This window comes from Paracoccus denitrificans (assembly GCF_900100045.1).
In the GTDB taxonomy this organism is placed as follows: domain Bacteria; phylum Pseudomonadota; class Alphaproteobacteria; order Rhodobacterales; family Rhodobacteraceae; genus Paracoccus; species Paracoccus denitrificans.
The window spans coordinates 1-25,307 of the sequence record NZ_FNEA01000027.1; the positions used below are offsets into that span (position 1 = coordinate 1).

At 68.7% G+C, this 25,307-nt stretch carries 22 protein-coding genes and 1 pseudogene; 13 read left to right on the top strand and 10 right to left on the bottom strand.

Translation table 11 applies throughout. From position 1 onward, the window contains the following. Nucleotides 1-131 precede the first annotated feature (131 nt). Nucleotides 132-251: pseudogene (locus BLT64_RS26525) on the bottom strand (IS110 family transposase); the annotation flags it as partial. A gap of 147 nt (nucleotides 252-398) precedes the next feature. Here BLT64_RS26525 and BLT64_RS19855 point away from each other — a divergent pair. Genes BLT64_RS19855 through BLT64_RS19870 form a run of 4 tightly spaced genes read left to right on the top strand, consistent with a single transcriptional unit; the run spans nucleotide 399 to nucleotide 3,236 of the window. Continuing rightward, complete coding sequence (locus tag BLT64_RS19855) at nucleotides 399-1,040, top strand: prephenate dehydratase (RefSeq protein WP_011747914.1); 642 nt, start codon at nucleotides 399-401, stop codon at nucleotides 1,038-1,040. Between the two features lie 39 nt (nucleotides 1,041-1,079). Beyond that, a complete protein-coding gene (locus BLT64_RS19860) occupies nucleotides 1,080-1,496 on the top strand; it encodes an acyl-CoA thioesterase (RefSeq protein WP_041529866.1) in 417 nt (138 codons plus the stop codon). Between the two features lie 22 nt (nucleotides 1,497-1,518). After that, nucleotides 1,519-2,700 (top strand): acyl-CoA dehydrogenase family protein, encoded by a 1,182-nt coding sequence (locus BLT64_RS19865; RefSeq protein ID WP_011747912.1) that lies wholly within the window; start codon nucleotides 1,519-1,521, stop codon nucleotides 2,698-2,700. Next, nucleotides 2,700-3,236 carry a gamma-glutamylcyclotransferase gene (locus BLT64_RS19870; protein ID WP_011747911.1) on the top strand — a complete coding sequence of 179 codons (537 nt, stop codon included), beginning with the start codon at nucleotides 2,700-2,702 and terminating at the stop codon, nucleotides 3,234-3,236. The genes BLT64_RS19865 and BLT64_RS19870 overlap by 1 nt, the downstream gene beginning before the upstream one ends. On the opposite strand, the gene BLT64_RS19875 is transcribed toward BLT64_RS19870, so the two are convergent. Genes BLT64_RS19875 through BLT64_RS27760 form a run of 5 tightly spaced genes read right to left on the bottom strand, consistent with a single transcriptional unit; the run spans nucleotide 3,237 to nucleotide 9,483 of the window. Continuing rightward, nucleotides 3,237-4,619 (bottom strand): ABC transporter ATP-binding protein, encoded by a 1,383-nt coding sequence (locus BLT64_RS19875; RefSeq protein WP_011747910.1) that lies wholly within the window; start codon nucleotides 4,617-4,619, stop codon nucleotides 3,237-3,239. Then, nucleotides 4,616-5,389: an ABC transporter permease subunit gene (locus BLT64_RS19880; RefSeq protein WP_011747909.1), complete on the bottom strand. Its 774-nt coding sequence runs from the start codon at nucleotides 5,387-5,389 to the stop codon at nucleotides 4,616-4,618. Before BLT64_RS19880 ends, BLT64_RS19875 begins: the two co-directional genes overlap by 4 nt. After that, complete coding sequence (locus tag BLT64_RS19885) at nucleotides 5,389-6,387, bottom strand: ABC transporter permease (protein ID WP_175474418.1); 999 nt, start codon at nucleotides 6,385-6,387, stop codon at nucleotides 5,389-5,391. The genes BLT64_RS19880 and BLT64_RS19885 overlap by 1 nt, the downstream gene beginning before the upstream one ends. Then, complete coding sequence (locus BLT64_RS19890; protein WP_011747907.1) at nucleotides 6,384-7,934, bottom strand: ABC transporter substrate-binding protein; 1,551 nt, start codon at nucleotides 7,932-7,934, stop codon at nucleotides 6,384-6,386. The genes BLT64_RS19885 and BLT64_RS19890 overlap by 4 nt, the downstream gene beginning before the upstream one ends. Before the next feature lies 1 nt (nucleotide 7,935). After that, the gene (locus BLT64_RS27760) at nucleotides 7,936-9,483 is read right to left on the bottom strand and encodes a MaoC/PaaZ C-terminal domain-containing protein (RefSeq protein ID WP_011747906.1); all 1,548 of its coding nucleotides are present in this window, start codon (nucleotides 9,481-9,483) and stop codon (nucleotides 7,936-7,938) included. Between the two features lie 241 nt (nucleotides 9,484-9,724). On the opposite strand from BLT64_RS27760, the gene BLT64_RS19900 reads away from it, so the two are divergent. The 8 genes from BLT64_RS19900 to BLT64_RS19935 all read left to right on the top strand — a co-directional run bounded on the left by BLT64_RS19900 (nucleotide 9,725) and on the right by BLT64_RS19935 (nucleotide 19,739). Continuing rightward, nucleotides 9,725-10,501, top strand: a complete 777-nt coding sequence (locus BLT64_RS19900) for a class I SAM-dependent methyltransferase (RefSeq protein WP_041529865.1) — start codon at nucleotides 9,725-9,727, stop codon at nucleotides 10,499-10,501. Nucleotides 10,502-10,513: 12 nt separating this feature from the next. Beyond that, nucleotides 10,514-11,107 carry a flavoprotein gene (locus BLT64_RS19905; RefSeq protein ID WP_011747904.1) on the top strand — a complete coding sequence of 198 codons (594 nt, stop codon included), beginning with the start codon at nucleotides 10,514-10,516 and terminating at the stop codon, nucleotides 11,105-11,107. 28 nt (nucleotides 11,108-11,135) lie between these two features. Further along, entirely contained in the window at nucleotides 11,136-13,217 is a 2,082-nt protein-coding gene (locus tag BLT64_RS19910; protein WP_011747903.1) for an alpha-ketoacid dehydrogenase subunit alpha/beta, read from the top strand. Further along, complete coding sequence (locus BLT64_RS19915) at nucleotides 13,218-14,351, top strand: dihydrolipoamide acetyltransferase family protein (protein WP_011747902.1); 1,134 nt, start codon at nucleotides 13,218-13,220, stop codon at nucleotides 14,349-14,351. It begins immediately after the preceding gene. Nucleotides 14,352-14,512: 161 nt separating this feature from the next. Further along, entirely contained in the window at nucleotides 14,513-16,471 is a 1,959-nt protein-coding gene (locus BLT64_RS19920) for a TonB-dependent receptor domain-containing protein (protein WP_011747901.1), read from the top strand. 77 nt (nucleotides 16,472-16,548) lie between these two features. Beyond that, the gene (locus BLT64_RS19925; RefSeq protein WP_011747900.1) at nucleotides 16,549-18,015 is read left to right on the top strand and encodes an MFS transporter; all 1,467 of its coding nucleotides are present in this window, start codon (nucleotides 16,549-16,551) and stop codon (nucleotides 18,013-18,015) included. A gap of 111 nt (nucleotides 18,016-18,126) precedes the next feature. Further along, nucleotides 18,127-19,059 (top strand): LysR family transcriptional regulator, encoded by a 933-nt coding sequence (locus BLT64_RS19930; protein WP_011747899.1) that lies wholly within the window; start codon nucleotides 18,127-18,129, stop codon nucleotides 19,057-19,059. Then, complete coding sequence (locus BLT64_RS19935) at nucleotides 19,059-19,739, top strand: glutathione S-transferase family protein (RefSeq protein WP_011747898.1); 681 nt, start codon at nucleotides 19,059-19,061, stop codon at nucleotides 19,737-19,739. The genes BLT64_RS19930 and BLT64_RS19935 overlap by 1 nt, the downstream gene beginning before the upstream one ends. A gap of 227 nt (nucleotides 19,740-19,966) precedes the next feature. On the opposite strand, the gene aztD is transcribed toward BLT64_RS19935, so the two are convergent. The 4 genes from aztD to aztA form a co-directional block, all read right to left on the bottom strand. Next, a complete protein-coding gene (gene aztD / locus BLT64_RS19940; protein WP_011747897.1) occupies nucleotides 19,967-21,193 on the bottom strand; it encodes a zinc metallochaperone AztD in 1,227 nt (408 codons plus the stop codon). A gap of 71 nt (nucleotides 21,194-21,264) precedes the next feature. Next, entirely contained in the window at nucleotides 21,265-22,194 is a 930-nt protein-coding gene (gene aztC / locus BLT64_RS19945; protein ID WP_011747896.1) for a zinc ABC transporter substrate-binding protein AztC, read from the bottom strand. Between the two features lie 19 nt (nucleotides 22,195-22,213). Beyond that, on the bottom strand, nucleotides 22,214-23,080 hold the full coding sequence (gene aztB / locus BLT64_RS19950) for a zinc ABC transporter permease AztB (RefSeq protein ID WP_011747895.1): 867 nt from the start codon (nucleotides 23,078-23,080) through the stop codon (nucleotides 22,214-22,216). Further along, nucleotides 23,080-23,871, bottom strand: coding sequence for a zinc ABC transporter ATP-binding protein AztA (aztA, locus tag BLT64_RS19955; protein ID WP_011747894.1), 792 nt, complete (start codon nucleotides 23,869-23,871; stop codon nucleotides 23,080-23,082). The genes aztB and aztA overlap by 1 nt, the downstream gene beginning before the upstream one ends. A 188-nt stretch (nucleotides 23,872-24,059) precedes the next feature. Between aztA and BLT64_RS27665 the strand changes: the two genes are divergently transcribed. Next, nucleotides 24,060-25,301 carry a DUF1007 family protein gene (locus BLT64_RS27665; RefSeq protein WP_041529864.1) on the top strand — a complete coding sequence of 414 codons (1,242 nt, stop codon included), beginning with the start codon at nucleotides 24,060-24,062 and terminating at the stop codon, nucleotides 25,299-25,301. The last annotated feature ends 6 nt before the right edge of the window (nucleotides 25,302-25,307 follow it).

The window sequence follows — 25,307 nt, forward strand, 5'->3', positions numbered from 1 at the left end:
GGAAGCTGGCATCGAACCCTCGGTGGGCAGCGTCGGCGACAGCTATGACAACGCCTTGGCCAAGACGATCAATGGCCTCTTCAAGGCTGAGGTTAGGTGTTGCCGCGCTTCGTGATGCCGAAGGTGTTGCCCTTCACATAGGGGCGAACATACCGAGGTGGCATGAGCCGGACATCATGACCCATCTCCGTAAGGCAACGACCCCAGTGATGCGCGCCCGACCCTGCTTCCATCCCCACCACACAGCGAGGATGCGCAGCCATCTCCATGAGAAAAGCGGAAACCTGCCGGGGCAGCCCTCGGATATAGCCGGGGTTGCCCATCAGGATTTCCGATTTGTGCCGGACACGCCCGGCGTGTTCCATGCGGGCATGTTTCGAGCTGGAAGAGGCGACTTCATGGACGAACGACCGCCTGCGTTGACGCTGAACCGCATCCGGCTTTCCACGCAGGCCCCCGTTCCGCCTGCGGGGGAAAGGCTTGTCCGCTCCTTTGCCTGGGTCCGCCGGGTCCACACGCTGGGTCCCCAAGGCACGAATTGCCAGCGCGCCGCGCAATCCTGGATCGCCGGTCGCTGCGACCGCGCCGAGATCGTCCTGCATCGCAGCATGGAACAGGCCGCGGGCGAGGCCGCCGGCCGCGAGCGCGAGGTCATGCTGGGCGTCGTCGCCTATCCCGAGCTGCATTCCATCATCTACCGCCATCTGCAGGTCATGCGGCTGATCGACATGTTCATCATGGACACGGACGAGATGGTGCTGGCCGTCCGCCCGGACCAGCAGGCCGAGCCGCGGCTATGCGCAACGCATCCCGCACCGCAATCCCTGCTGCCGCCCCGCATCGAGCGACGCTTCGTTTCCAGCACCGCCATCGCCGCCGAGCAATGCGCGCAGGGCGAGGCCGAGGGCTGCATCACCACGCTTGCCGCCGCCGGGCTCAACGGGCTGCGCATCCTGCGCCGCTATGGCCCGGTGCCGATGGGCTTTACCATTCACGGCCCCTCCAGCCCCGTCGCCAGATGTTGCCGCGCCCATGTCTGACCATGCATGTCGGACACCCCCAACAGACCGGAGGACGCAATGGACGAAAAACCGTTCGAAACCCAGATCGAGGTGCGCTATCGCGACACCGATTCCATGGGCCATGTCAGCAGCCCGATCTATTACGATTACCTGCAATCGGCCTATCTGGAATACATGCACGGGCTGCTGGACCTGCCCAAGAACCGCAAGCTTCCGCATATCATGGTGCGCACTTCCTGCGAATATGTGTCGCAGGCGGTCTATGGCGACCGCATCGCCATCCTCAGCCGCGTGACCAGGTTCGGCAACAAGAGCTTCGAGATGGAGCATGTCATGCAACTGGCCGATGACAGCCGGCGCGAGGTGGCGCGGGCCAATTCGACCCATGTCATGTTCGATTACGAGTCGCAGCAGACCTATCCCGTGCCCGAGGAATTCAAGGCCGCGGTCGCCCGCTATCAGGGCCGCGCCTGACCCGCATATCGGAGGCAAGACCATGCAGATGCATTGGAACGAGGCGCGGGCCGCGATCCGCGCGGAATATGCCCGCATCGGGCAGTCCGAGGCAGGCGAGCCGCCGCCCGGCGCATTCGACCGCCGCCGATGGGACCGACTGGTGCAGGCGGGGCTGTGGCGCATGGTCGTGCCCCCCGACCATGGCGGCGCGGGCGTGGACTGGTGGAACTTCACCGCTGCGCTCGAGGGGCTCGCCTCGACCATCCGCCATCCGGGGCTGGTGCTTTCGGTGATCGGCCAGGCGGGCATGGTCCGCGCGCTGGAGCTTTACGGGACCGAGGCGCAGCGCCGGCGCTACCTGCGCCGTATCCTGGCCGGAGAGCTCAGCGCCACGGCCATCGCCGATCCCGATACCGGCACCGATGTGCGCGCCACCTCGTCGACCCTGGCGCCGGGGCCGAACGAAACCTTTGTTCTGAACGGCGCCAAGCACAACATCGCCCATGCCGGTATCGCCACCATGGTGCTGATCGTCTGCAAGCTGGCCGGCGAGCGGCGCGAGGGCATCTCGCTGGTGCTGGTCGATACCGACCGGCCGGGGTTGCGGGCCGGGCCGCCCGACCACAAGCTGGGCAATGCCGACCTGCCGACGGGGCGGCTGGAATTCGACGCCATGGCGCTGGATTACGGCGACCTTCTGGGCGAGCCGGGCAGGGGGCTCGGCAACCTCGTCAACATCGTTTCGCTGGGGCGGCTCTATTACGGGCTGGTCGGCGGCTGGCTGCTGGAGCCGGCGCTGGCCGAGGCGCTGGACTATGCGCAACGCCGCCAGACCTTCGGCGTGCCGATCCTCGACCACCAATACGTGCAGAAGAAGCTGACCGACATCCGCATCGGCATCGAGACTTCGCGCTGGACGGCCTATGGGGCGCTGCACCAGCTGCTGGGCGGTGCGCCCGAGGCGGCGATGAGCTGCTCGATCGCCAAGATCGCCGGGGCCGACACGGTGATCGCGGCGGCGGTCGATCTGCTGCGACTGCATGGCAGCGACGGCTATCACGAGGGGCGGGTCTCGGGCTTCCTGCGCGACGCCATGGCCTTCGCCTCGGTCGGCGGCACCGATGAGATGCACCGCCGCAACATCATGGGCCAGATGCTGCGCCTGCACCGCCGCGCGCAGGTGGCGCCCGTCGCGGCCCAGCCGATGCGGGTGGCCGGCTGATGGCCGGCTTGTGGATCTTCGGCTACGGCTCGCTGATCTGGGACCCCGGCTTCGCCCCGACCCGGCAGGAGCCGGCGCGGCTGATGGGCTGGCAGCGCCGCTTTTGCATCCTGTCGCAGCATTATCGCGGCACGGCCGAGCAGCCGGGGCTGGTCCTGGCGCTGGACGAGGCACCGGGCGGGTATTGCGACGGGCTGGCGCTGGCCGCGCCCGCGGGGCAGGAAGAGGCGGTGCTGGCCGGCCTGCGGGCGCGCGAACTCGCCCGGCCGGCCTATCGCGAGTTGCGGGTTCCGCTGCTTCTGCGGGGTGGCCGCCGGGTCGATGCGGTGACCTATGTCGTCAACGATGCGCATGATTCCTATCGCCTGATGCCTGCCGAGGAACAGGCCCGCACCATCGCGCGGGCGGCAGGCGAGAAGGGCCCGAATTGCGACTATCTGTGGAACACCGCAGCGCGGCTGCGCGAACTCTGCATCGCCGACCCCGAGATCGAGGCGCTGGAGCGCGCGGTGCGCCATCTGCGCGAACCGGCCTGATCAATCGAAGGCCAGCCGCCCGTCATGCAGGCGGGCGGTCCGCTCGGCCAGGGTGCGCGCGACTTCGGCGTCATGGGTGACCAGCAGCAGCGCGACGCCCCGCTCGCGCTTGAGCCGGTTCAGCAGGCCCAGCACCTGCTCGCGGCTGACCGGGTCCAACGCGCTGGTCGGCTCGTCCGCGACCAGGCAATCCGGGCGCACCGCGATGGCGCGTGCGATCACCAGCCGCTGCGCCTCGCCGCCCGAAAGCGTCTCCGTGCGCCGGGCACGGAAACCCGGCGCGTCGGACAGGCCGATCTCGCGCAGCAGGGCCGCGATGCGGGCGGGTGCCAGGGGCTCGCCCGCCAGCCGCAGAGCCTCGGCCAGCACCTGCTCGACGGTGAAATGCCGGGCCAGCGCCCGGTGCGGATGCTGCGAGACCAGTGCGATGCGCGGCGCCCGCGCGCCCGGCTGCCACAGGATCCGGCCGCCCTGCAGCGGCAGATAACCCGCCAGCAGCCGCGCCAGCGTGGACTTGCCGCAACCGCTGGCTCCGATCACGGCAAGGCAGTGCCCGGCCGGGATACGGGCCGAGACCTCGCGCAGCAGCACCCTGTCGCCGATCCGGTGCCGCAGCCCCTCGACCAGCAGGCCGCTCTCGCGTGGTTCCGGGGACGGCAGGCGCAGCTCCGGCTTGCGATCGAAACCCAGTAGCCGGCGCGTGCAGGCATGGCCGGGGGTTGCCAACACCTGCGCGGCCGCGCCGATCTCGATCAATTCGCCGTCGCGCATGACGGCGATGCGGTCGGCCAGTGCGCGCGCCAGCTCCAGGTCGTGGGTGATCAGCAATTGCGCCCGATCCTGCGCGCCGGCCGCGAAGCGCGTCCTGGCCCAGGCGCGATTGGCCGGATCCAGCGCCGCCGTGGGCTCGTCGAGGATCAGACAGCGCGGCGATTTCGCCATGGCGAGCGCGGTCAGCACGCGCTGGATCTCGCCGCCGCTCAGGTCGCGCGGCAGGCGCGGCAGCAGCATGGGCGGGATGTTGAAACCGGTGCAGAGCGCTTGCGGATCGCCCGCCTCGCGCAGGTGCTGCGCAACGCTCAGATGCGGGTTCAACGCGTCCGAAAGCGCCTGCACGATCATTCCGGTTTCCGCTGCGCGAAAGCGGCGCAGGTGGCGGGCAGGTGCGCGCAGCATGTCAAGCCCGTCCAGCGTGACCTCGCCCCGCCATCGTATCGCCCGGCCCTGCGGCGGCAATCCCAGGATCATCCGTGCCAAGCTGGTCTTGCCGCTGCCCGACGGGCCGATCAGCGCCAGCGTCTCGCCTCGCGCGACCTCCAGCGAGACATGGCGCAGGATCGGCTGCGTGCCATGGTCCAGCGACAGGTCGCGGACGCGGATCATGCGGCGGCGTCCTTGTCCGGGGCGGCCTCGGCCAGCGCCAGCAGGACCAGCAGGAACAGCGTCAGCGCCAGGGCGGGGGGCAGCAGCAGCCAGCTCCAGGCGGGCGTATAGAGATGGTCCATCGCCTCCTGCATCATGCTGCCCCAGCTTGGCAGGCGCGGATCGGTCAGGCCCAGGAAGGCCAGCCCCGCACCGCGCAGCGTGACCTGCCGAATGTTCTGGACATAGAGCGCGGCCAGCGCCGGGCGGATCGCGGGCAGGACGTGACGGCGCAGGCAATGGGACCAACTGGCGCCCATGCTGCGGGCGAAATGGACGTTCTCGCGCCCCGCTTCGCGCCGGATCAGTGCCAGGGCCAGCCGCACGTCTTCGTGCCAACTGGTCAGGCCCAGCAGCGGGATCAGGCCCGCAAGGCCGGGCTGGGCGAAGGCCGCGACGAACAGCAGGACCAGCATCGCCGGCAGCACCTGAAGCGCATCGACCAGCCGCAGGATCGCCGCGCGCAGGGTGGGCGGTGCGGTCGCGGCCAGCCCCGCCGCGGCCAGCGCGACCCCGGTCGCCAGCGCCGCTGCCGCCAGCCCCACCAAAAGCGTGTTGGGCGTCGCGTGCAGCAGGCCCAGGGCGATGTCCTGCCCGATGGCGTTGGTGCCCAGCGGGTGGGCTGTGCCGGGTGGGGCCAGCACCTCGCGGCTGCTGCGCCAGGCCGGCAGCAGCGGTCGCGCCGCCAGCGAAACGGCGAGCAGGCCGAGGAGGGGTGGTCCGACGCGCATCAGCCGCGCTCCGCCAGCACGGCCAGCACCGCGTCGATCAGCCAGTTCAGCGCCAGAACCCCCGCCGCGACGATGATGGTGGCGCCTTGCAGCAGCGGATAGTCCCGGTCGAGGATCGCGCCATAGATCAGCCCGCCGATGCCGGGATAGGAAAAGACGATCTCGACGATCAGCGCCGCGCCGAACAGGCCCGAGATCGAATCGCTCATCCGTGCGACGAAGGCGGGCAGGATGTTGCGGCCGTAATAATCGGCCAGCATGCGCAAGGGGGCCAGGCCGCGCGCCTCGGCGTTCAGCACGAAGGGACGGCGCGACAGGCCTATCGCCTCGGCCCGTGCGAGGTAATAGAAGCGGGCGAATTCGTGCAGCGCCAGCGCCGCGACCGGCAAGGCGGCGTGGCGCGCGACCTGTCCCGCCCGGACCAGCGGCTGGTCCGAGGGGAACAGCGGCAGCGCGCCACCGGCGGGCAGCACGGGCCAGAGGATCGCGAAGCCCAGCATCAGCAGGATCGCCAGCACGAAGGGCGGGATGCTGGCCAGTACGGTGACGAGGCCGGTCAGCCCCCGGTCCAGCGCCCCGCCCTGCGCCCGGCCGGCGCGGATGCCGGCCAGCGCGCCCAGCAGCAGATAGACCGGCATCGCGCCAAGGATCAGCAGCAGTGTCCAGGGCAGACTTTCCGCGACCAGCGCCGCGACCGGGCGGGCGTGGCGGATCGAGTGGCCCAGATCCCCGCGCAGCAGATCGCCCAGCCAGTCGCCCAATTGCCGGCCCCAGCCTGCCGTAAGCCCCAGCCGCTCGCGCAGCGCCGCGAGCTCGGCGAGGCTCAGGCTTTGCGCGTGGTCCGAGGCCAGCATGGCCTGCAACGGATCGCCGGGCAGCAGCCGGGGCAGGGCGAAGGTCGTCAGCGCGACCAGCCCCAACACCGCCAGCCGGGCCAGCAGGTTCATGGCCAGTGCCGGGGCGCGGCCCCGCCGGATGCCCGCTGGTGCCTCGGTCATTCCGGCAGGAAGGCCGACTTGTCTATGGCGGTAGGAATGCCGATCCGCGCCCCGTCGGGCATGAACTCCAGCGCGATCCGCCCGCCATGGGCCGAGGCCATCACCGGGTCGATCAGCATCAGCGAGGGCAGTTCCTCGGCATAGAGCCGCTGGAAGGCGCGCAGATGTGCCAGCCGCTTCTCGGGCGTGGCGGCTTGCCGGGCGGCCTCGAGCGCGGCGGCGATGCGGCCGTCCCCGGCATAGCGGTCGGCGCTCCACGCGTCGCCCGTGACGCGGCTGGCGATGTCCCCCGGGTCGCCGGTGGTGCTGACCGAGGCGATGAGCAGGTCGTAATCGCCGCCGGGCGGGACCGCTTGCAGGGCGGTGCGCTCCATCAGCCGCAGCTCCACGCCGAAGCCGAAGCCTTCGAGCTGGTCGGCGACGACCTGCGCCACCCGCGCCTGGCTTTCGTCCGAGATCAACCGCAGCGTGACCGGGGCGCCGTCCCGCTGCCATCGGCCCGTGCCGTTACGCGCGAAGCCCTGCGCCTCGAACAGCGTCGCCGCGATGGCGGGATCGTGCGGCCAGACCGGATCGGTGCGGTCCTCGCGCCAGGGCGAGCCCTGTTGGAAATAGCCTGTCTCGGCCAGCGCGCCGGCGCCGTTCGGTGCGGTGATGTCAAGGATCGCCAGCCGGTCCAGTGCCTGGGCCAGCGCCTGGCGCAGCGTGCGGGCGCCGAACATGCCCTGGTGGTTGAAGGCGATCTTGGTCACATGCCCGCTGCGCGCCCGGACGACATGCAGCCCCTGCGCCTCGACCCCCGCGGCGCGCTCGACCGGCAGGTCCGAGATCACGTCCACCTCGCCGCCGCGCAGGGCGCGGATCGCGGCATCGGGCGCCATCGTGACGATCATCAGCCGGGTGAATTTCGGCGCGCCGGCGTAATGGTCCGGCACCGCCTCGAGCATGTAGCGGCCCTGCGCCTTGTCATAGCTGGCCAGCCGATAGGGGCCGCTGCCGGTCGCGGCCTCGGGCGCGGTAAAGCGTTCGGGCGCGTCCTCGGCGGCATAGACATGCTCGGGCAGGATCGGCAGCGCCGTGAGCAGGCCCGAAACCAGCCCCGCATCCCGGCTTTTCAGCGTGATGCGCAGGTGCCGGTCCGACAGCGCCTCGGCCCCGGCGACATTCTTCAGCGTGACGAAGGGATAGGGGTGGCGCGCCATATAGGCGAAGGTGAAGGCGGCGTCCCGAGCCGTCACCGGCCTGCCGTCGTGCCAACTTGCGCGGCCGTCCATCTGCAGATCGGCGGTCAGCCCGTCCGCCGAGATCGTCCAGCTGGCGGCCAGTCCCGGCGCCGGCCGGCCTTGCCGGTCCTGCGACACGAGGCTGTCGAAGACATAGGTCATGTAGAGATAGGCGATGCCGTTGCGCGTGTGCAGATAGGGCGCGAGCATGCCGCGGTCGGCCCTGCTGTCGGTGATGATCAGCGGCCTGTCCTCTTGGGCCAGGACCGGGGCGGAAAGCAGGGCGGCCAGCGTAAGCAGCGCAATGCGGAAAAGGCCGGACATCTCAGACCCCCACGGTTGCCGGTTCCGGCCATTGCTTGCGCACCAGCGTCAGCAGGTCGTATTGCGCGGCAAGCCGGCCCTTGTCGTCCAGCACCCGGCAGATCCAGCGGACCTCGCCAAAATCGGCGCCGGGGCGGGGGATGATCTGCTTGCAGGTCATCTCGACATGCAGCGCGGTGCCGAAATAGACCGGCGCATAAAAGCGCAGGGCGTCGCTGCCCAGGTTGGCCAGCACCGGGCCCGGCGCGGGATCGACCAGCAACCCGTTGGCGAAGGACACGACCAACTGGCCATGTGCCACCCGATCCTCGAAGAAGGGATGGGCACGCGCCGCCTCGGCGTCCATATGGGCATAGAACAGGTCGCCGGTCAGATGGGCGAAATGCTCGACATCCGCCTGGGTGATCCGGCGCGAGGCGGTGACCAGCCGGTCGCCGGGGCACAGCGCGCCGAGCACCTTGCGGAAGGGATGGCCGTCCTGTCGCACCGGCGCGCCCGGATGCCAGATGCCGGTCAACTCGGTCATCCGTGCGGGCGCGGCGGTGATCTCGACCCGCACCATGAAGCGCAGTGCCCGGTCGGAACAGGGCGAGACCCGCGTCGTCTGGTCCAGCACCGCCTTGCCGACATGGCCGCCGAGCGCGCGCAGCGTGCCGCAAAGAAAGCCCTCATCCTGCGAGATCAGGTGCAGGTCGCCCGGACAGGCCCGGCGGGCCAGCGCCGCCGCCTGTTCGGGGGCGTCATAGGGTGCCAGCAGCACGTCGAGACCTGCCAGCGCCCGCGACAACTCGCGCGGCAGAATGACCATCGGCGCCGGCAGGCCGGGGGTGGTGTTCGAAAGGGCTTGGTCAATGAAATCCCGAAGCGCTGGCGAATCCGGGCCGAGATCCGGCCCCAGGATCGCCAGCATCTGTCCCTGCGCCGAGCGCTCCAGCATGACCTCGCCCGCCGCGATCAGCGGGTGATGCTGCAGGGCAAAGGCCCCCGGGGTCAGGCGGGACAGGCAGATCACATCCTCGGGCGACAGATGCGGCGCCAGTTCGGCAGGGCTGGCGGCGATGGCTTGCAGCGCGCCCTTGGGCAGCAGGCCGCGGGCGGCGATGGTTTCCGCAAGCCCGGCCAGCGGCCCATGCTCTGGCGCGCAGAACAGACAGGGCAGGCCCGACAGGATCGCCGCGCCCATCGCCTCGATCATCTGCGGCGCGTCGCTGCCGCACAGGAAGGCGACGCCCGCCCGCGGCATCATCACCCGCTGCGTCAGCGCATCGCCCGCCTCGCGCGGCTGGCCGCAGGGAATCAGCTTGCCGGACGGATAATCGCGCAGGCAGGCCGCCGCCATGCTGGCCGCCATGGCCAGCGGACCTTCCAGCCCAACTCCCTCGGGCACCTTGAGCAGATCCTTGCCCAGCCGGCGCAGCAGTTGCGCGCGCTCATGCAGGTCCAGCGCGGCCAGCGCGTCGCGGCCTGCCTCGCGCGACCGGGCCACGGCCCGCGCTATGGCGGCGCAACCGGCATGGCTTTCGAATTCTCCAAGATGTCGCGTCTTCATGGCGAGCGCCTTTCCGTCATCCCGCTGCCAGTGACCACGCCTGCCGCGCCCGCACCAATCGATTCTTTCGAGTGCAGCCCTCAGGATTTCCGATGGTTTCACTAGGATATAAGGGATCGGGAGGGCTGCCCTCAGCACATCCGATTTGACCGCTGCCCGGCTTCGGACAAGGCTGCCGGCAATGCAACCTGCACAGGTAGCCGCACCCCCTGACACTATCCCTTTCTCAAGGAGGAAACGGGTGGACAATATTGCCTTGTCGGAAAAGGAAGACCTCCACAACCAGTTCGGAGAAACCGAGGAAATCGGCGGCAACCATTATCGCGCCTATGTCGGGCCGCCGAACTACTACGACCTGATCGGGGCGACGCAGTTCTATCTGCTGACGCTTTTCGGCATGCGCGAGACATCGAGCCTGCTGGACATCGGCTGCGGCTCGTTGCGCGGCGGGCGTTTCGCCATCATGTATCTGCGGCCCGGCCGCTATTACGGCATCGACCCCGAGGAATGGGCCATCAGGGACGGGCTGAAAAGCCATTTCAACGAAGAACTCGTCCAGCGCCGCAAGCCGAATTTCGTCATCGACGGCGATTTCGCCTTCACGAAATTCGGCCGCAAGTTCGACCTGATGATGGCCCATTCGATCTTTACCCATGCGCCGCAATGGCAGATCGCCAAATGCATGGCCGAGGCGAAAAAGGTCATGGTGCCCCAGACGGTGTTCCTGGCCACTTTCTTCGAGACGCTGGACGGCAGCGATTACCAGGGCGACGCCTGGCTGTATCCCGATATCGTGCGCTATCGCAGGGAAACCATCGCGCAGATCGTCCATGAGGCGGGGCTGGAATGCCACCATGTCGAATGGCCGCATCCCTTCAACCAGAAATGGATCGCCGTGACCCTGCCCGGCGCCGGGCTGGATGTCGCCCGCGCGCTGTCCGGCCAGATCTATTCCTACGAGGCGACGCTGGAGCGTCGTCGGACCGACACGACCTGGCCCGGCTCGGCCACGAACTGAAAGGAGGGCTCGATGTCCGATTCCGAAAACCGCAAGCCGCGCATCCTGATCGGGGTCACCGGCTCGGTCGATGCGATGCTGGTGCCGGGCTATGTCCGGGCGATCCGCGAGGGGCTGGACTGCTCGATCTCGGTGATCCTGACGCCGGATGCGAGGAATTTCGTCAATACCGACAGCCTGTCGCTGATCGTCGAGCGGGTGATCTGCGGCGAAAGCCCCAGGGACTGGGCGACCGACCGGCCGGGGCTGATCGCGGCGGCGCATGACCTGATGATCGTGCTGCCGGCGACCGCGAACACGTTGGCGGCGGCGGCGGCCGGAACCTCGATGAACCGGCTGACGATGATGTTCCTGGTCGGCAATTTCCCCATCGTCTTCTTCCCGGTCATGGGCCCGGCCATGTGGGACCGCCCGGTCGTGCGTCGCAACGTGGCCGCGATCCGCGAGGACGGGCACGAGGTCATCGAGCCCGCCTGGCGCGAGCAATACGAGCCGCATTACGGCCGCATGTATGGCCATTACACCCTGCCCGAGCCGGCGGATGTGCTGGCGGTGATCCGGCGCAAGCTCGGCATCGAGGCCGGGCGGGCGTTCGCTGCCCAATAGGCGGGGCCAATAGACGGAGGACAGTCAGATGGAAGACGTCGCCGGCGGCTTTTGCCCCGCGCAAGGCGCGCGCCCTGCCGCCGTGGACTGGCCCCGCGCCGTCCGCCTGCTGCATCTGTCCCGCGCGCTGGACGAGTTGGAGGAGACCCGGCTGGTGCCGCAGCGCAAGGTGCTCTACCAGTTCTCGGCGCGCGGGCACGACCTGGCGCAGATCCTGCTGGGCCTGCAACTCGACGATCCGCATGATGCGGTCTGCGGCTATTACCGTTCGCGCCCGATGCTGCTGGCGCTGGGGCTGGAGCCGACCGAGGCGCTGGTCTCGGCCATGGCGCGGTCGGGGGGCTATTCGGACGGGCGCGACATCGGCGTCGTCTTCAACCTGCCCAATCCCGGCGGTCCCTCGGCGCTGCCGATGTCGGGCGGTGTCGGCACGCAATACACGCCGACCGCCGGCTGGGCGCAGGCGATCCGCTATCATGCCGAGGTGCTGGGCCAGCCCGGCTACGACCGCGCCATCGCGGTGGCGCTGGGGGGCGACGGCTCGGTCGCCTCGAACGGATTCTGGTCGGCGCTGGGGGCGGCGACGGTGGGCCGGCTGCCGATGCTGTTCTGCATCGAGGACAACGGCTACGGCATCTCGGTGCCCTCGGGCGTGCAGGTGCCGGGCGGCAATATCGCCGCCAACCTGTCGGGCTGGCAGGGGCTGGCGATCCTTGACGGCGATGGCGCCGACCCGGCCGAGGCTGCGGTGCTGACGGCCGAAGCGGTGGATCATGTGCGCGACAGCCGCGCGCCGGTGCTGCTGCGGCTGTCTGTGCCGCGGCTTCAGGGCCACAGCTATCAGGATACCCAAGGCTACAAGCCGCAGGAACTGGTGGCCCGCGAATGGTCGCGCGATCCCCTGCCGCGCCTGCACGCGCATCTGGTCCCGGCGCTGATGTCGCAGGCGGAGTGGGAGGGCCATGCCCGCGCCGTGCAAGAGCAGGTGGCCGCGGCGCTGGCCCGCGCGGAATCCGTGCCGCCCGCCGCGCCCCAGACGGTGACCCGCCATGTCCGATACCAGGGCGAGATGCAGCGCATGGGCGGCCAGCACCCACTGGGCTACAGGCCGCCGGCTTTCACCGACAGCCCCTGCGCCGAGGGCCAGCGCATCAACATGGTGACCGCCATCCGCCGCGTGCTGGAGCAGGAGATGGCGCTGAACCCGCGCGTCGCCGTCTTTGGCGAGGATGTCGGCCCCAAGGGCGGCGTCCATGCCGCGACGCTGGGATTGCAGGAAAAGTTCGGCGCATTGCGGGTCTTCGACACCTCGCTGTCCGAAGAGGGCATCATCGGCCGCGCCGTGGGCATGGCGCTGGCCGGGCTGGTGCCGGTGCCCGAGATCCAGTTCCGCAAATATGCCGACCCGGCGGCCGAGCAGCTCAACGATTGCGCCACCCTGCGTTGGCGCACCGCCAACCGTTTCACCGCGCCCATCGTGGTGCGGATGCCCATCGGCTATTTTCGATGCGGCGATCCCTGGCACAGCCAGACGAACGAGGTCGCCTTTGTCCACCAACCCGGCTGGGTCGTTGCCGCGCCCTCGAACGCGGCCGATGCGGCGGGCCTCTTGCGCGCGGCGCTGCGCGGCAACGATCCGGTGGTCTTCCTGGAGCATCGCGAGATGCTGGACCACCCTTCGGCGCGCCGGCCATGGCCTGGCGACGGCTATGTCCTGCCCTTTGGCCGCGCCGCCATCACCCGGCGGGGCGAGGATGCGACGGTGGTCACATGGGGCGCCATGGTCAACCGCTGCGAGGCGGCGTCCGAGGGGCTTTCGGTCGAGATCATCGACCTGCGCACGCTGATGCCCTGGGATGCCGAGGCGGTGCTGGCTTCGGTCCGCCGCACCGGGCGCTGCCTGATCGTGCACGAGGACCTGCGCACCGCCGGCTTCGGCGCCGAGATCGCCGCCACCGTCGCCGACGAGGCCTTCGACGCACTGGATGCGCCGGTCGCACGGCTGGCCATGCCCGACATTCCCAGTCCGCACCATCCGGCGCTGCTGGAGCATGTCGTTCCCTCGGTCGCGGCCATCCGCGCGCGGCTGGACGAATTGCTGGAGTTCTGAATGGGCTTGATCGAGGTCATCGTGCCCGCCGAGCAGGAGGGCAGCCGTGCTGTCGTGCGCCACTGGCTGAAGCGGCCGGGCGAGCGGGTCGCGCAGGACGATCCGCTGGTCGAGCTGGAGACCGACAAGGTCACGCAGGAGATCGCCGCACCGGCCGCCGGGATCCTGCACGAGATCGTCATGCAATCCGACGAAATCGTCACCCCCGGCGCGGTGCTGGCCCGGATCGACCCCACGAGCGATCCCGTGGCACCCCCGGCCGGGGCGCCAGCCGCCGCGCGCCAGCACTCTCCGGCCGTGCGGCGGCTGGCGGCGGAATACGGCATCGACCCCGGCGATATCGCCGGCAGCGGCAAGGGCGGCCGCGTCACCCGCGAGGACATGCAGGCCGCGCATCGCGCCCGCGGCGGCACGCCCGCGCCGCAGTCCTGTTCGCGCCGGGTGCCGCATTCGCCGATGCGGCTGGCCATTGCCCGCAACATGGCGGAATCGGTCGCCCGCGCCCCGCATGTCACGGCGCTGGCCGAGGTCGATTTCACCGCCGTCACCCGCCACCGCGCGCATCTCAAGCCGCTGCTGGCGGCGCAGGGGATCAATTTGTCCCTGACCCCCTATCTGGTCGTGGCCGCCGCCGCCGCCCTGCGCGCCGTGCCCGAGGTCAACAGCCATTGGCACGAGGATGCGCTGGAGATCCATGCCGACGCGAATATCGGCATCGGTACCGCCCTGGGCGATGCCGGGCTGGTGGTGCCGGTGATCCGCAAGGCGCAGGACCTGACGCTGGAAGAGGTGGCGGGGCAATTGCAGGAATTGACGGCCCGCGCCCGCGCCGGCCGGCTTTCGGCGGCCGAGATGGCGGGCGGCAGCTTCACCATCTCGAATCACGGCACCTCGGGGACGTTGCTGGCCGCGCCGGTCATCCTGCATGACGGGCAATCGGCGATCCTGGGCGTCGGGAGGCTGGAAAGGCGGGCAGTGGTGCGCGACGCGGGCGGCGCCGAGGCGCTGGCGATCCGCACCATGGCGCATGTCACGCTGACCATCGACCACCGGGCGCTGGACGGCCACCAGACCGGCCGCTGGCTGTCCGCATTCGCCGCGCGGATCGAGGGATGGGAGGCTCCGCCCGGATGATCCCTCCTCGGCCAAGCTGAGATCTGCCTTCAGTTTTTGCGATTTGTGCCCGGCAGAGCGGTTTTTCTATTCTGCGCCCGGCCCTTGTCTCCCAGCCAGCGCATTCAGGCGTCCAGCCCCGGCCCCGGCAGCGGCAGTATCTGTTATGGAGAAACAACCCGATGGCGTTCCAAACCCATCCCGGCAGCGTCGCGGCCCTGGCCGCCCTGCTGGCAAGCCCAGTGCTGGCACAGGACAGCAGCGTGACCCTGTCGCCGGTCACGATCGTGAGTTCGGCCGATGACGAGACCATCTCGGAGACGATCACCGCCGAAGAGATCGAGACCCGCCAGCCCGCGACGCTGAACGAGCTTTTCGCGCAAAGCCCCGAGGTCGTGGTCAGCGGCGCCAATCGCATGGCGGCGCAAAAGATCTATGTCCGCGGTATCGAGGAGACCATGCTGAACGTCACCGTGGACGGGGCGAAGCTGGGCGGCAACATGTATGCCCATTCCGGGAATTTCGGCATCGACCCGGACCTCCTGAAGCGCGTCGAGGTCGAGGCCGGCGCCGGCTCCGCACTGGCTGGCCCGGGGGCGTTGGGCGGGGCCATCCGCTACGAGACCAAGGACCCCGAGGACCTGCTGCTGCCCGGCCGCGATCAGGGATACATGCTGAAGCTTTCGGCCCAGACCAATGGCCGGCGCGTGACGCCGGGGCTGGCTTTCTACGGCACCCCGGACGAGCGGTTCGGCTATCTGGTCTACCTGACGAAATCCTGGGCCGACGACTACAAGGATGGCGAGGGCAACAAGGTCGCCGATACCGGCAACGACCCGCTGGACGCGCTGGTCAAGCTGCGCTTCCGCCCGGCCGATGGGCATGAGCTGAGCTTCAGCACCACGTATCGCCGCGATAACGGCCGGCGGGCCTATCGCTCGAATTTCGGCATTCCGCCCGGCCTGCCCGATGCCATCCCCGAGGATCAGAAGCTGGGCTGGCGCTCGACCTCGGTCAGCTATCGCTACAATCCTGCGGGGGATCCGCTGGTCGACATGACGGTCTCGGCCTATGACACCCACAGCCGCCTGTTGCGCGACATCGAGGTCCGGCAGGTTTCGGAATGGGACACGCGCGGGCTGGACATCCGCAACCGCTCGGATTTCGGCCAGGTCGCGCTGACCTATGGCTACGACTACGGCTGGACGCGGTCGCGTGGGGAAAGCGGAGCCGGGCTTGGCGGCTCCGAACGCGGCGAAAACCACGGGCTCTATGTCCAGGCCGATTACACCCCGACCGAGCAATGGCTGCTTTCGGCCGGGCTGCGCTATGACCGCGCCACGCTCAGGGACCTGAACGGCAACGACTACAAGGGCGTGCATTTCAGCCCGAACCTGCGGCTGCGCTATGAGCCGACCGAGGGGCTGGCGCTGTTCGCCTCGTGGGGCGAGGCCTTTCGCGGCGTGCAGCCTGTCGAGGGGCTGACATTGATCTGGCCGCTGGGGCTGGGACCGCAGACCGACACCTCGCTGACCGGAGAGTTGGCGCGCACGGCGGAACTGGGCGCCGAATGGGACCGCGACGGCTGGCGCGCCGGGATCAGCGGCTTCACCTCGAAGATCGAGGACAAGATCCGCTCGTGGCAGGGCCGCGGCAGCCCGTGGTTCCGCGAAAACGACGGCGAGATCGAATCGCGCGGCATCACCGCCCATCTCGGCCGCAGCTGGCAGAACTGGTCGGCCGACCTGCGCTTCAGCCACATCGACGTGAAATACAATGACGAGCCGGTCAGCCCCGGCGACTGGCTGGACGGCGTGACGCCCGGCGGCGACAAGATCGTCCTGGCGCTCGGCTACCAGATGCCCGCGCAGAACCTAGAGATCGGCTGGACCAGCACCGTCGTGCTGAAGCAGACCGACCTGCCGGCCGATTTCCAGCTTGACGAACTGCCCGGCTATGACGTGCACGACCTGACCGTCACCTGGCGCCCGGCCCGGAACCAAAGCTATAGCCTGGCGCTGACCAATATCTTCGACGAGCAATATCTGGACCATTCGACCGCCTATTACGGCGTCGATGGCTGGTCGAACCTCTATGAAACGGGCCGCAGCCTGCGTCTGTCGGGCACGATCCGCTTCTGATGCTGGCGGGCGCCCACAGCGATGCCCGGCCGCGCCCCGGCCGGGCATCGACCATCCAGGACCAAGGAGGATGCGTGATGCAACCGAAACCACAGTCGCCGGACGAACAGGCGCCGGACGAACAAGCGCCGGTGACGCATTGGGCGCTGGTCGCGCTGGCCATGGCGATGCTGCTGTCCTCGCTGGGGATCAGCATTCCCAACGTGGCGCTGCCGACGCTGGCCGATGCCTTTCGGACGGGGTTGCCGCAGGTGCAATGGGTGGTGCTGGCCTATCTGCTGGCGATCACCGTGCTGATCGTCAGCGCCGGCCGGCTGGGCGACATCGCCGGCCACCGCCGCGTGCTGTGCTGGGGTCTGGCCGGTTTCGCGCTCGCCTCGACGCTTTGTGCCATGGCGCCGACGCTGCCGGCGCTGGTCGCGGCGCGGGCGCTGCAGGGTGCGGCGGGGTCGATCCTGATGGGCCTGACCGTGGCGCTGGTGCGCACCAGCGTTTCCAAGGAGCGCACCGGCAGCGCCATGGGGCTGCTGGGCACCATGTCGGCCATCGGCACGGCGGCGGGGCCGACGCTGGGCGGGCTGTTGATCTCGGGCCTCGGCTGGCGGGCGATCTTTGCGGTGATGGCGCCGCTGGCGCTGGCCGGGCTTGTCCTGGCGCAACGCTGCCTGCCTGCGGATGCGCAGCGGGGCCGGGTCGATCACCGCGCTTTCGACAAGCCGGGCACGCTGGTCCTTGCCCTGACCCTTGCCGCCTATGCGCTGGCCGTCACCGCCGGGAACGGCGCGTTTCACCGCCGGAACCTGATCCTGCTGGCGCTGGTGGCGCTGGGTCTTGCGCTTTTCGTGCTGATCGAGCGGCGCAGCCCCGCGCCGCTGGTGCGGCTGTCCGCCTTTCGCGACCCGGCGCTGAACGCCGCGCTGGCGATGAGCGCGCTGGTCTCGACCGTCATGATGACGACGCTGGTGGTCGGACCCTTCTACCTGTCGCGGGTGCTGGGCCATCCGGCGGCGGTGGTCGGGCTGGTCATGTCGGTCGGCCCCGCCATCTCGGCGCTGAGCGGGGTGCCGGCGGGGCGGCTGGTGGACCGTTTCGGCGCGAATGCGGTGGTGATCTGGGGGCTGGCGCAGATGGCCGTGGGGGCTTTCGCGCTGGCCGGCCTGCCCAACATGCTGGGCACGGCCGGCTATGTCCTGGCGTTGGCGGTTCTGACCCCCGGCTACCAGCTGTTCCAGGCGGCGAACAATACCGCGGTGATGATGGAGGTGCCGCAGGACCGGCGCGGCGTGATCTCGGGCGTGCTGAGCCTGGCGCGCAATCTGGGGCTGATCACCGGCGCCTCGGCAATGGGTGCGGTCTTTACCCTTGCCTCGGGCAGCGCCAATCCGGCGACGGCCGGGACGGCTTCGGTGGCCCATGGCATGGCCGTGACCTTTGCGCTGGCCGGCGGGCTGGCGCTGCTGGGCCTTGTCATCGCCCTGTCAGGCGGAGCCTTCAATCTGGAGCGGAGCGGCAATACCCCGCCGCGACGGGGGGGTAATTCTTGACCGAAAGACTCGGATCGTTATGATATCCACATTCTCCACCCCCAGCGGTCATCGCAAGGCAACATCGACTGCGGCCATTTTTCGAAGATCTCCGTTATCCGAGGGCCTGGGATGGACATCAACCACCTGAGAACATTCGTTACCGTTGTGCGCGAGGGCAGCATCACCCGCGCCTCCGAAATCCTTTATCGCAGCCAGCCCGCCATCAGCGCGCATATCAAGTCGATGGAGGACAGCCTGGGAATCAAGCTGTTCGAGCGCAATCCCCGCGGCATGACCGTCACCCAGGGCGGCTCGCGCCTGCTCGCGGTGGCGGACAAGCTGCTCGAGCAGCACCAGCGCTTCCTGGAAGAGGCTTGCCGTCTGCGCGGTTGCCTGACCGGCGAGTTGCGTATCGGCGCGGCGCGCTGTTCCAACCGCCAGACCGTGCGCACCCTGCTGACCGAGCTTTATTCGCGTTTCCCCGAGCTTGAGGTCAGGCTGGACCGCGGCCCGTCCTCCTGCGTGCTCAGCGGCATCCGCAACGGCTATCTGGACGCCGGCTTCTATGTCGAGCCGAACGAGGACCAGTCCGATCTGACCACGGTCGAGCTGTCACGCTTCAACGTCTATCTGGCCGGTGCCCCGGAATATGCCGGGCATGTGCGCGACGGCGACTTGACCGGCCTGCAGGACGTGCCCTGCATCTGTCCGCCCGACCGTTCCTGCTATGGCCGCATGGCCGAGACCTTTTTCGAGGAAAGGAACTTCCACCCCCGCCGCATCATCAATGTCGACGACGAGGTGGTGGCGCGCACGCTGATCGCGGACGGGGTCGGCATCGGGGTGATCCATGCGCCCTTGCCGCCCGACGAGCGGATCGTGGTGCTGTCCGAAGTGCGCAACTCGGTCCGCATCGTCTTTGGCTATCTTGCCGAGCGGGCCGAGGATCCGGTGATCGGGGTGATCCGACAGATCCTCGGTTGCGTCGAGCAGAAGCCCGAGCCACAGCGCGCCGCCGGCAAATGCGGCACGCTGCCCCGGCTGGTGCGGAAAACGGCCTGATGGGCGGGATCGCACTTTACAGCCTCTGCGCCGCGGACGGGGTCCGGCACTATTCGCCCCATGTCTGGAAGGCGATCCTGGCACTCAGGCACAAGGGGCTGGAATTCGATCTGCGCCCTGTCTCCTTCGCCGACATTCCCCGCATTGCCGGGGGCGGCTTCGACAGCGTGCCGGTGCTGGACGATCGCGGCCATCGCCTGGGGGACAGCTTCGGCATCGCCCTGCATCTCGAGGCCGCCCATTCCGGGCCCAGCCTGTTTCCCGGCGCCGGCCAGCAGGCGTTGGCGCGGCTGGTCGAGCATCATTGCGACACGGTGCTGAATCCGCCGCTGTCGGTGATCGTGGTGCGTCGGATGCACGACATGATGGACCCGCCCGATCAGGCGCATTTCCGGGCCGCTCGCCAGCGACGGTTCGGCGCCAGCGTCGAGGAACTGGCCGCCCGCTCGGCCGGCGAGGCGGCGCATTTTCCCGAGAAGCTGGCCTTGATGCGCCGGATCCTGACGGGGCAGGACTGGGTGGCGGGCGAAGCGCCGGGCTTTGCCGATCACATCCTGTTCGGCACGCTGCAATGGCATCGCATCTGCATGGGCGCCCCGTTGCTGACGGCCAAGGACCCGGTCGAGCAATGGTTTCGGCGCTGCGCTGCTCACTACGCGATTCCGCTGGCGTCCGGCTAGGCCAGCGCAACCACCTTTTTCGTGGCCGTGCAGCATCCGGGCGACGGCGGCGAGGATTGCGAGGGCCGCGGCCGTTCTATCACGAGGACCTGTCCATCCGCCCGCCGGATTTCTGCGACGATATGCCGGTGCTCCGGCGGTGGTGGCGATCACCAGACAGGGCGGCTGACGGATCGGCCGGAAAGCAAAGAGGGCGGTTTGCCGCCCCCTTTCGTGTCGTGCCTGCGTCAGTGCGTCACGCCGCTGCCGCCGGTCACGGCGATGTTGTAGGGCTTGCCCTCGACCGGCACGGTGCCGCGTTCCGACAGATCCTCGGTCGCGATGCGACGCACCAGACCCGCGTTGGGGTCGGTGACGACGATTTCGTCCCCGGCCATGGCGATGCGCGGGCGCGGGTCGTTCCAATGCCCGTCCATGGAATAGGGCTCGGTCACCTTGGCGCTGGCGACGATCTCGGCCTTCAGCAGGTCGATGCGGTGCAGGCTGCCGTCCTCGGTCAGCACGTAGCCGGTCGAGGGCTTGGCCGGGTCGAGCGCGAAATCCACCCGGCGGAAGGGCAGCTTGATGTAGCGGTAATGCGGCTCGTCCACCGGGTCGATGACCACCAGCCCGTCGGGGCCGTAATTGCCCAGAAACACCTGGATGCCGGTCGAGCCCAGTAGGGTGCCGGTGGTCACGCCCTGCGGCAGGTCGGCGGGATAGGGCAGCAGCTTGTATTCCGAGCCGTTCGCGCCGGCCTTGACGGTCAGTACGCCCTCCTTGCAGCCGGCGGCCAGATAGGCGCCCGAGAAGGCCTCGCCGTGGATGCCGGTGCAGGTGGCCAGATTGCCGGCCGGATTGCCCTCGGCATCAAAGGCTTGCAGGCCCAGACGCGGCACCGAGGCGTCGCCCTCGACCTTCTCGTCCGAGGCGACGGTGGACAGCCAGTTGCCCCCCAGGGGCGCGACGAAGCCGTGATGGGCGCGGGCCTGCGGGAACCTGCCCGGCTCGGCCTTGCCTTCCGCCAGCGCGTGGCCATCGAGGATCTCGGCATAGCCGCCCTGGTCGTAGTTCAGCACCACCTTGCCGTCATGCTCGACCAGGTGGAAGGGCCGCGGCCCGGTCAGGCTGGCGTCGATGGCCGCGGGATCGCCGACCTCGATGTCGCGGTGATCGCCGTGGTCGTGGAACGAGATGCCGCTGCGGATGAACTGCACCGTATCGGCATCGGACTGCACCGCGGCCACCACCGCGCCACCTGCAACGGAATAGAGTTTGACCTGGCCGGTGGTCGGGAAGGTCCAGCGATGATCGGGTTCGGCCAGGTCGAACGCCGTGACCTGGCCCTTTTCATGATCGCCGACGAAGACGCGGTAAAGCGTCACGTCCTCATGATCGTGGTCATGGTCCTGCGCGAAACCCGCGCCGGCCAAGGTCAGGGCAAGGGCGCTGGCGCCCGCGAGATGTCTGAGCATGGAAAGTCTCCTTGATGGGGTTCGGGGGAGGGCGCCGGGACGGGCGCAGGCTGGTCCCGGCGGAAATCTGGTCAGCGGGCGGCCAGCGCCGCGGCGATGGCGCCGGCGTTGTGGCGCATCATCGCGATGTAGTTGGACGCCGGGCCGTCCGGCCCGGACAGCGCGTCTGAATAGAGCGTGCCTGCCAGCGGCAGTCCGGCCTCGCGCGCGATCTGCTCCAGCAGCCTGGTGTCGCTGATGTTCTCGGCGAAGATGGCGGAGGCATTGCGGGCGCGGATCTCGCGGATCAGTCCCGCCACATCGGCCGCAGCGGCCTCGGATTCGGTCGAGACGCCCTGCGGCGACAGGAAATGCACGCCATAGGCGGCCTCGAAATAGCGGAATGCGTTATGGGCCACGACCACGGTGCGGCGGTCTTGGGGCAGGGCGGCGATGGCGGCGCGGATCTCGGTATCGAGGGCGTCCAGTTCGCCGATGTAGCGGGCCGCATTCGCCTGATAGGCGGCGCAGCCTTCGGCATCGGCCGCGCAGAAGGCGGCGGCGATGTTCTGTACATAGACCTTGGCATTCGGCACCGCTTGCCAGGCATGGGGATCATGCGCGCCGGCATGGAAGACCGCCTTGCCGTCGATATAGTGGTAATGGCCGCCGCCCGGCTCCTCCATCGTCTCGACCCCGTCGGTCAGGGTGGCGACGGCGGCATCGGTTCCGCTGGCGGCGATCAGGCGGGTCAGGAAGCCCTCGAATTCCAGCCCGTTGGTCAGCACCACATCGGCGCCGGCCAGCGCGATCGCGTCGGCCGGGCGGGGCTCATAGACATGCGTGTCGGAATCCGGGCCGACCAGCACGTTCAGCCTGATCCGGTCGCCGCCCACCTTTGCCGCGAAATCGCCGATGATCGAGAAGGTGGCGACCACGTCCAGCGGTTCCGCCTGTGCAGCCGCTAGGGATGAAAACGTCATGATCGAACATGTGGCGATGCGGAAGAGCCAGTCTTTCATGGGATATCCTTTCATGGCGTCAGGCCGTCCGATGATGGCGGCGGGGCAGGGCGGGCCGCAGCACGCCGCGCGGCCCCGCCAGAAGCGAGACGAGATAGACCACCCCGGCCGAGAGGATGATCGCCGGTCCCGAGGGGAGGCTGGCGTGATAGGACAGCAAGAGCCCGCCCAGCGAGGAGACGATGCCGATCCCGACCGAGACGACACACATCGCCAGGACATCGTTCACCCAGAACCGCGCCGCAGCACCGGGCAGGATCATCAGCCCCACCGACAGCAGCGTGCCGAGCGCCTGAAACCCCGCGACGAGGTTCAGCACCACCAGCCCCAGAAAGGCGAAATGCACCGCCCCGCCGAGGCGCGAGACCGAGCGCAGGAACAGCGGGTCGAGGCACTCCGCCACCAGCGCGCGCCACAGCAGCACCGTGGTCGCCAGCGTGACCGAGGCGACAAGCCCGATCAGCCACAGCGCATCGTCGTTCAGCGCCAGCACCGTGCCGAACAGAACATGCATCAGATCGACGCTGGAGCCGCGCAGGCTGACCATGACGACCCCGATGGCCAGCGAAACCAGGTAGAAAGCCGCCATCGAGGCGTCCTCCTTCTGCACCGTCAGCCGTGCCACGGCGCCGGCGCCAAGCGCCACGATGGCGCCCGCGATCAGCCCGCCGATGGTCATCGGCACAATCTCCAGCCCGTAAAGCATGAAGCCCGCCGCCGCGCCCGGCAGGATGGCATGGGACATGGCGTCCCCGGTCAGGCTCATCCGGCGCAGCATCAGGAAGACCCCGACCGGGCAGGCCGAGAGCGACAGCAGCAGCGCCCCCGCCAGCGCCCGCTGCATGAAGGCGAATTCCATGAAGGGCGCCACGACCCCGTCGACCATCACGCCACCCCTCTGACCGGGGCGGGCGACGGCTCGCACCAGGGCGCCTTTTCGTCCCAGGCTTCCTGAAACTGCCGGGCGCGTCGCATGTTGTCGGGTGTGACGACCTCGGCGGTGGATCCCCAGGCGATGGGGCGGCGGGCAAGCAGCAGCGCCTGCGGGAAATGCGCCCGCACCAGATCGAGATCGTGGACGACCACGACCACCGTGCGCCCTTCGCCATGCCAATGCAGGATCAGGCCGATCAGGTCGCGGATGGTCTTTTCGTCGATGGCGTTGAAGGGCTCGTCGAGCAGGATCAGATCGGCATCCTGCACCAGAACCCTGGCGAACAGGGCGCGCTGCAACTGTCCGCCCGACAGGCTGTCGATGGGGCGGGTCTCGAAGCCTTCCAGCCCCACGGCGCGCAAGGCATCCGCCACGGCACGGCGATCCTCGGCCCGGTGCCGGCCCAGCAGGCCGCGCTCGCGCCACAGGCCAAGCGCCACCAGGTCCACCACCCGCGCCGGAAAGCTGCGGTCCAGTTCGGATTGCTGCGGCAGGTAGGCAAGGCTGGCATCTGTGGCGACCCGGCAAGTGCCGCTCATCGGTGCCAGCAGGCCGGTGATGCATTTGACCAGCGTCGACTTGCCCGACCCGTTCGGCCCGACCACGGCCGTCAAGGTGCCGCGCTCCAGCTTGCCGCTCAGGTGATGGATGGCGGCATGGCTGCCGTAGCCCGCCGTCAGATCCTCGAAGGCGATACAGGCATCCGCCGGGCAGGGGGGCTTTTTCGGATCGGTTCTGGGCATCACTGGATAGCGGACTCGATATTTTGGTGATGTTATTACATTACTAAACCGGAACGGCAAGCCATGCCGCGCCGGTCGTCCGAAAAGCCGCAGGACCCGCGGCGAGAGGGCAAAGCATCAGCGGGGAAATGCCGAGGCGCCGGTTTTGTGATTTGTCCAGATCGGCATCGCGGCATAAGGCATGCCCCATGCGCTGTCTCCGGCCTGTCCTGCTGTCCCTGCTGTCGGTCCTTGCCCTTGCAAGGGCCGAGGCGCATCCGCATGTCTTCATCGACACCGGGCTGACGTTCCGCTTCGACGGCGAGGGCAGGCTGGGTGCCGTCAGCGTGGTCTGGGCCTTCGACGACTTCTCGTCGATGCTGATGGTCGAGGATATGGAGATGGACAAGGACGGCGACGGCGTGCTGACGGATGACGAGATCGCCCGCCTCACTGCCATGTTCAGCGACTGGCCCGAGGATTTCGCCGGCGATCTCTACCTGACCCGCGACGGCAAGCCGGTCGCGCTGTCGGGACCGCTGGACGTTGCCGTCCGCTATCAGCAGGGCAGGATCGTCGTGACCCATATCCGCGCGCTTCTGGACCGGATCCGACCCGAGGATGAGCGGATCGAGGTGCAGGTCTATGACCCGACCTATTACACCTTCTACGATCTCGTCGGGACGCTTGAAATCAGGGGCCGGGACGACTGCCGCGTCCAGATCGAAAAGGCCGACATCGCCGCAGCGCAGCGCAAATATGGCGACGAATTGGCCAAGGTGTTCAATTTCCTGTCGGGCTATGTGCAGCCCGACGGGCTGGAGAACATGGCGATCTCGCCCATCGACCTCAAGGAGACCCTGCTGGAGCTGATCGCCCGCGAGGCCGAATTCGCCCGCCGCGGCCGGCAGGCCGAGATCTGGGCCAAGATGAACAGCCTGATCGACAAGGACGTGATCGAGGCGCTTTATGCCGCGAGCCAGGCGGACGTCAGGATCAACCTGGTGATCCGCGGCATCTGCGGGCTGCGCCCCGGCATCGCCGGCCTGTCCGAGAACATCCGGGTGAAATCCATCGTCGGGCGCTTTCTGGAGCATTCACGGATCGTCTGCTTCGGCAACGGCTTCGGCCTGCCATCCAAGCGCGCCCGGGTCTTCATCAGCTCGGCCGACTGGATGGGCCGCAACCTGAATCGCCGGGTCGAGACGCTGATCGAATGCTTCAACGAGACGGTGAAGGCCCAGATCACCAGCCAGGTCATGGCCGCGAACATGGCCGACGAGGCGCAAAGCTGGCTCTTGCAGCCCGACGGGCGCTATCTGCGTTATCTGCCGGCGGGACGGGACGACCTGTTTTCCTGTCACAAGTTCTTCATGGAAAACCCGTCACTGTCGGGACGCGGCAGTGCGGGTGCCCGCGACGTTCCGGCGCTCATGCACTCGACGGATTGACGCAAG

Bases quoted from the DNA above. Each gene is read 5' to 3' on its own strand.
- BLT64_RS19855 (WP_011747914.1), top strand. From the start codon at position 399: ATGGACGAACGACCGCCTGCGTTGACGCTGAACCGCATCCGGCTTTCC.
- BLT64_RS19860 (WP_041529866.1), top strand. From the start codon at position 1,080: ATGGACGAAAAACCGTTCGAAACCCAGATCGAGGTGCGCTATCGCGAC.
- BLT64_RS19865 (WP_011747912.1), top strand. From the start codon at position 1,519: ATGCAGATGCATTGGAACGAGGCGCGGGCCGCGATCCGCGCGGAATAT.
- BLT64_RS19870 (WP_011747911.1), top strand. From the start codon at position 2,700: ATGGCCGGCTTGTGGATCTTCGGCTACGGCTCGCTGATCTGGGACCCC.
- BLT64_RS19875 (WP_011747910.1), bottom strand. From the start codon at position 4,619: ATGATCCGCGTCCGCGACCTGTCGCTGGACCATGGCACGCAGCCGATC.
- BLT64_RS19880 (WP_011747909.1), bottom strand. From the start codon at position 5,389: ATGCGCGTCGGACCACCCCTCCTCGGCCTGCTCGCCGTTTCGCTGGCG.
- BLT64_RS19885 (WP_175474418.1), bottom strand. From the start codon at position 6,387: ATGACCGAGGCACCAGCGGGCATCCGGCGGGGCCGCGCCCCGGCACTG.
- BLT64_RS19890 (WP_011747907.1), bottom strand. From the start codon at position 7,934: ATGTCCGGCCTTTTCCGCATTGCGCTGCTTACGCTGGCCGCCCTGCTT.
- BLT64_RS27760 (WP_011747906.1), bottom strand. From the start codon at position 9,483: ATGAAGACGCGACATCTTGGAGAATTCGAAAGCCATGCCGGTTGCGCC.
- BLT64_RS19905 (WP_011747904.1), top strand. From the start codon at position 10,514: ATGTCCGATTCCGAAAACCGCAAGCCGCGCATCCTGATCGGGGTCACC.
- BLT64_RS19910 (WP_011747903.1), top strand. From the start codon at position 11,136: ATGGAAGACGTCGCCGGCGGCTTTTGCCCCGCGCAAGGCGCGCGCCCT.
- BLT64_RS19915 (WP_011747902.1), top strand. From the start codon at position 13,218: ATGGGCTTGATCGAGGTCATCGTGCCCGCCGAGCAGGAGGGCAGCCGT.
- BLT64_RS19920 (WP_011747901.1), top strand. From the start codon at position 14,513: ATGGCGTTCCAAACCCATCCCGGCAGCGTCGCGGCCCTGGCCGCCCTG.
- BLT64_RS19925 (WP_011747900.1), top strand. From the start codon at position 16,549: ATGCAACCGAAACCACAGTCGCCGGACGAACAGGCGCCGGACGAACAA.
- BLT64_RS19930 (WP_011747899.1), top strand. From the start codon at position 18,127: ATGGACATCAACCACCTGAGAACATTCGTTACCGTTGTGCGCGAGGGC.
- BLT64_RS19935 (WP_011747898.1), top strand. From the start codon at position 19,059: ATGGGCGGGATCGCACTTTACAGCCTCTGCGCCGCGGACGGGGTCCGG.
- aztD (WP_011747897.1), bottom strand. From the start codon at position 21,193: ATGCTCAGACATCTCGCGGGCGCCAGCGCCCTTGCCCTGACCTTGGCC.
- aztC (WP_011747896.1), bottom strand. From the start codon at position 22,194: ATGAAAGACTGGCTCTTCCGCATCGCCACATGTTCGATCATGACGTTT.
- aztB (WP_011747895.1), bottom strand. From the start codon at position 23,080: ATGGTCGACGGGGTCGTGGCGCCCTTCATGGAATTCGCCTTCATGCAG.
- aztA (WP_011747894.1), bottom strand. From the start codon at position 23,871: ATGCCCAGAACCGATCCGAAAAAGCCCCCCTGCCCGGCGGATGCCTGT.
- BLT64_RS27665 (WP_041529864.1), top strand. From the start codon at position 24,060: ATGCGCTGTCTCCGGCCTGTCCTGCTGTCCCTGCTGTCGGTCCTTGCC.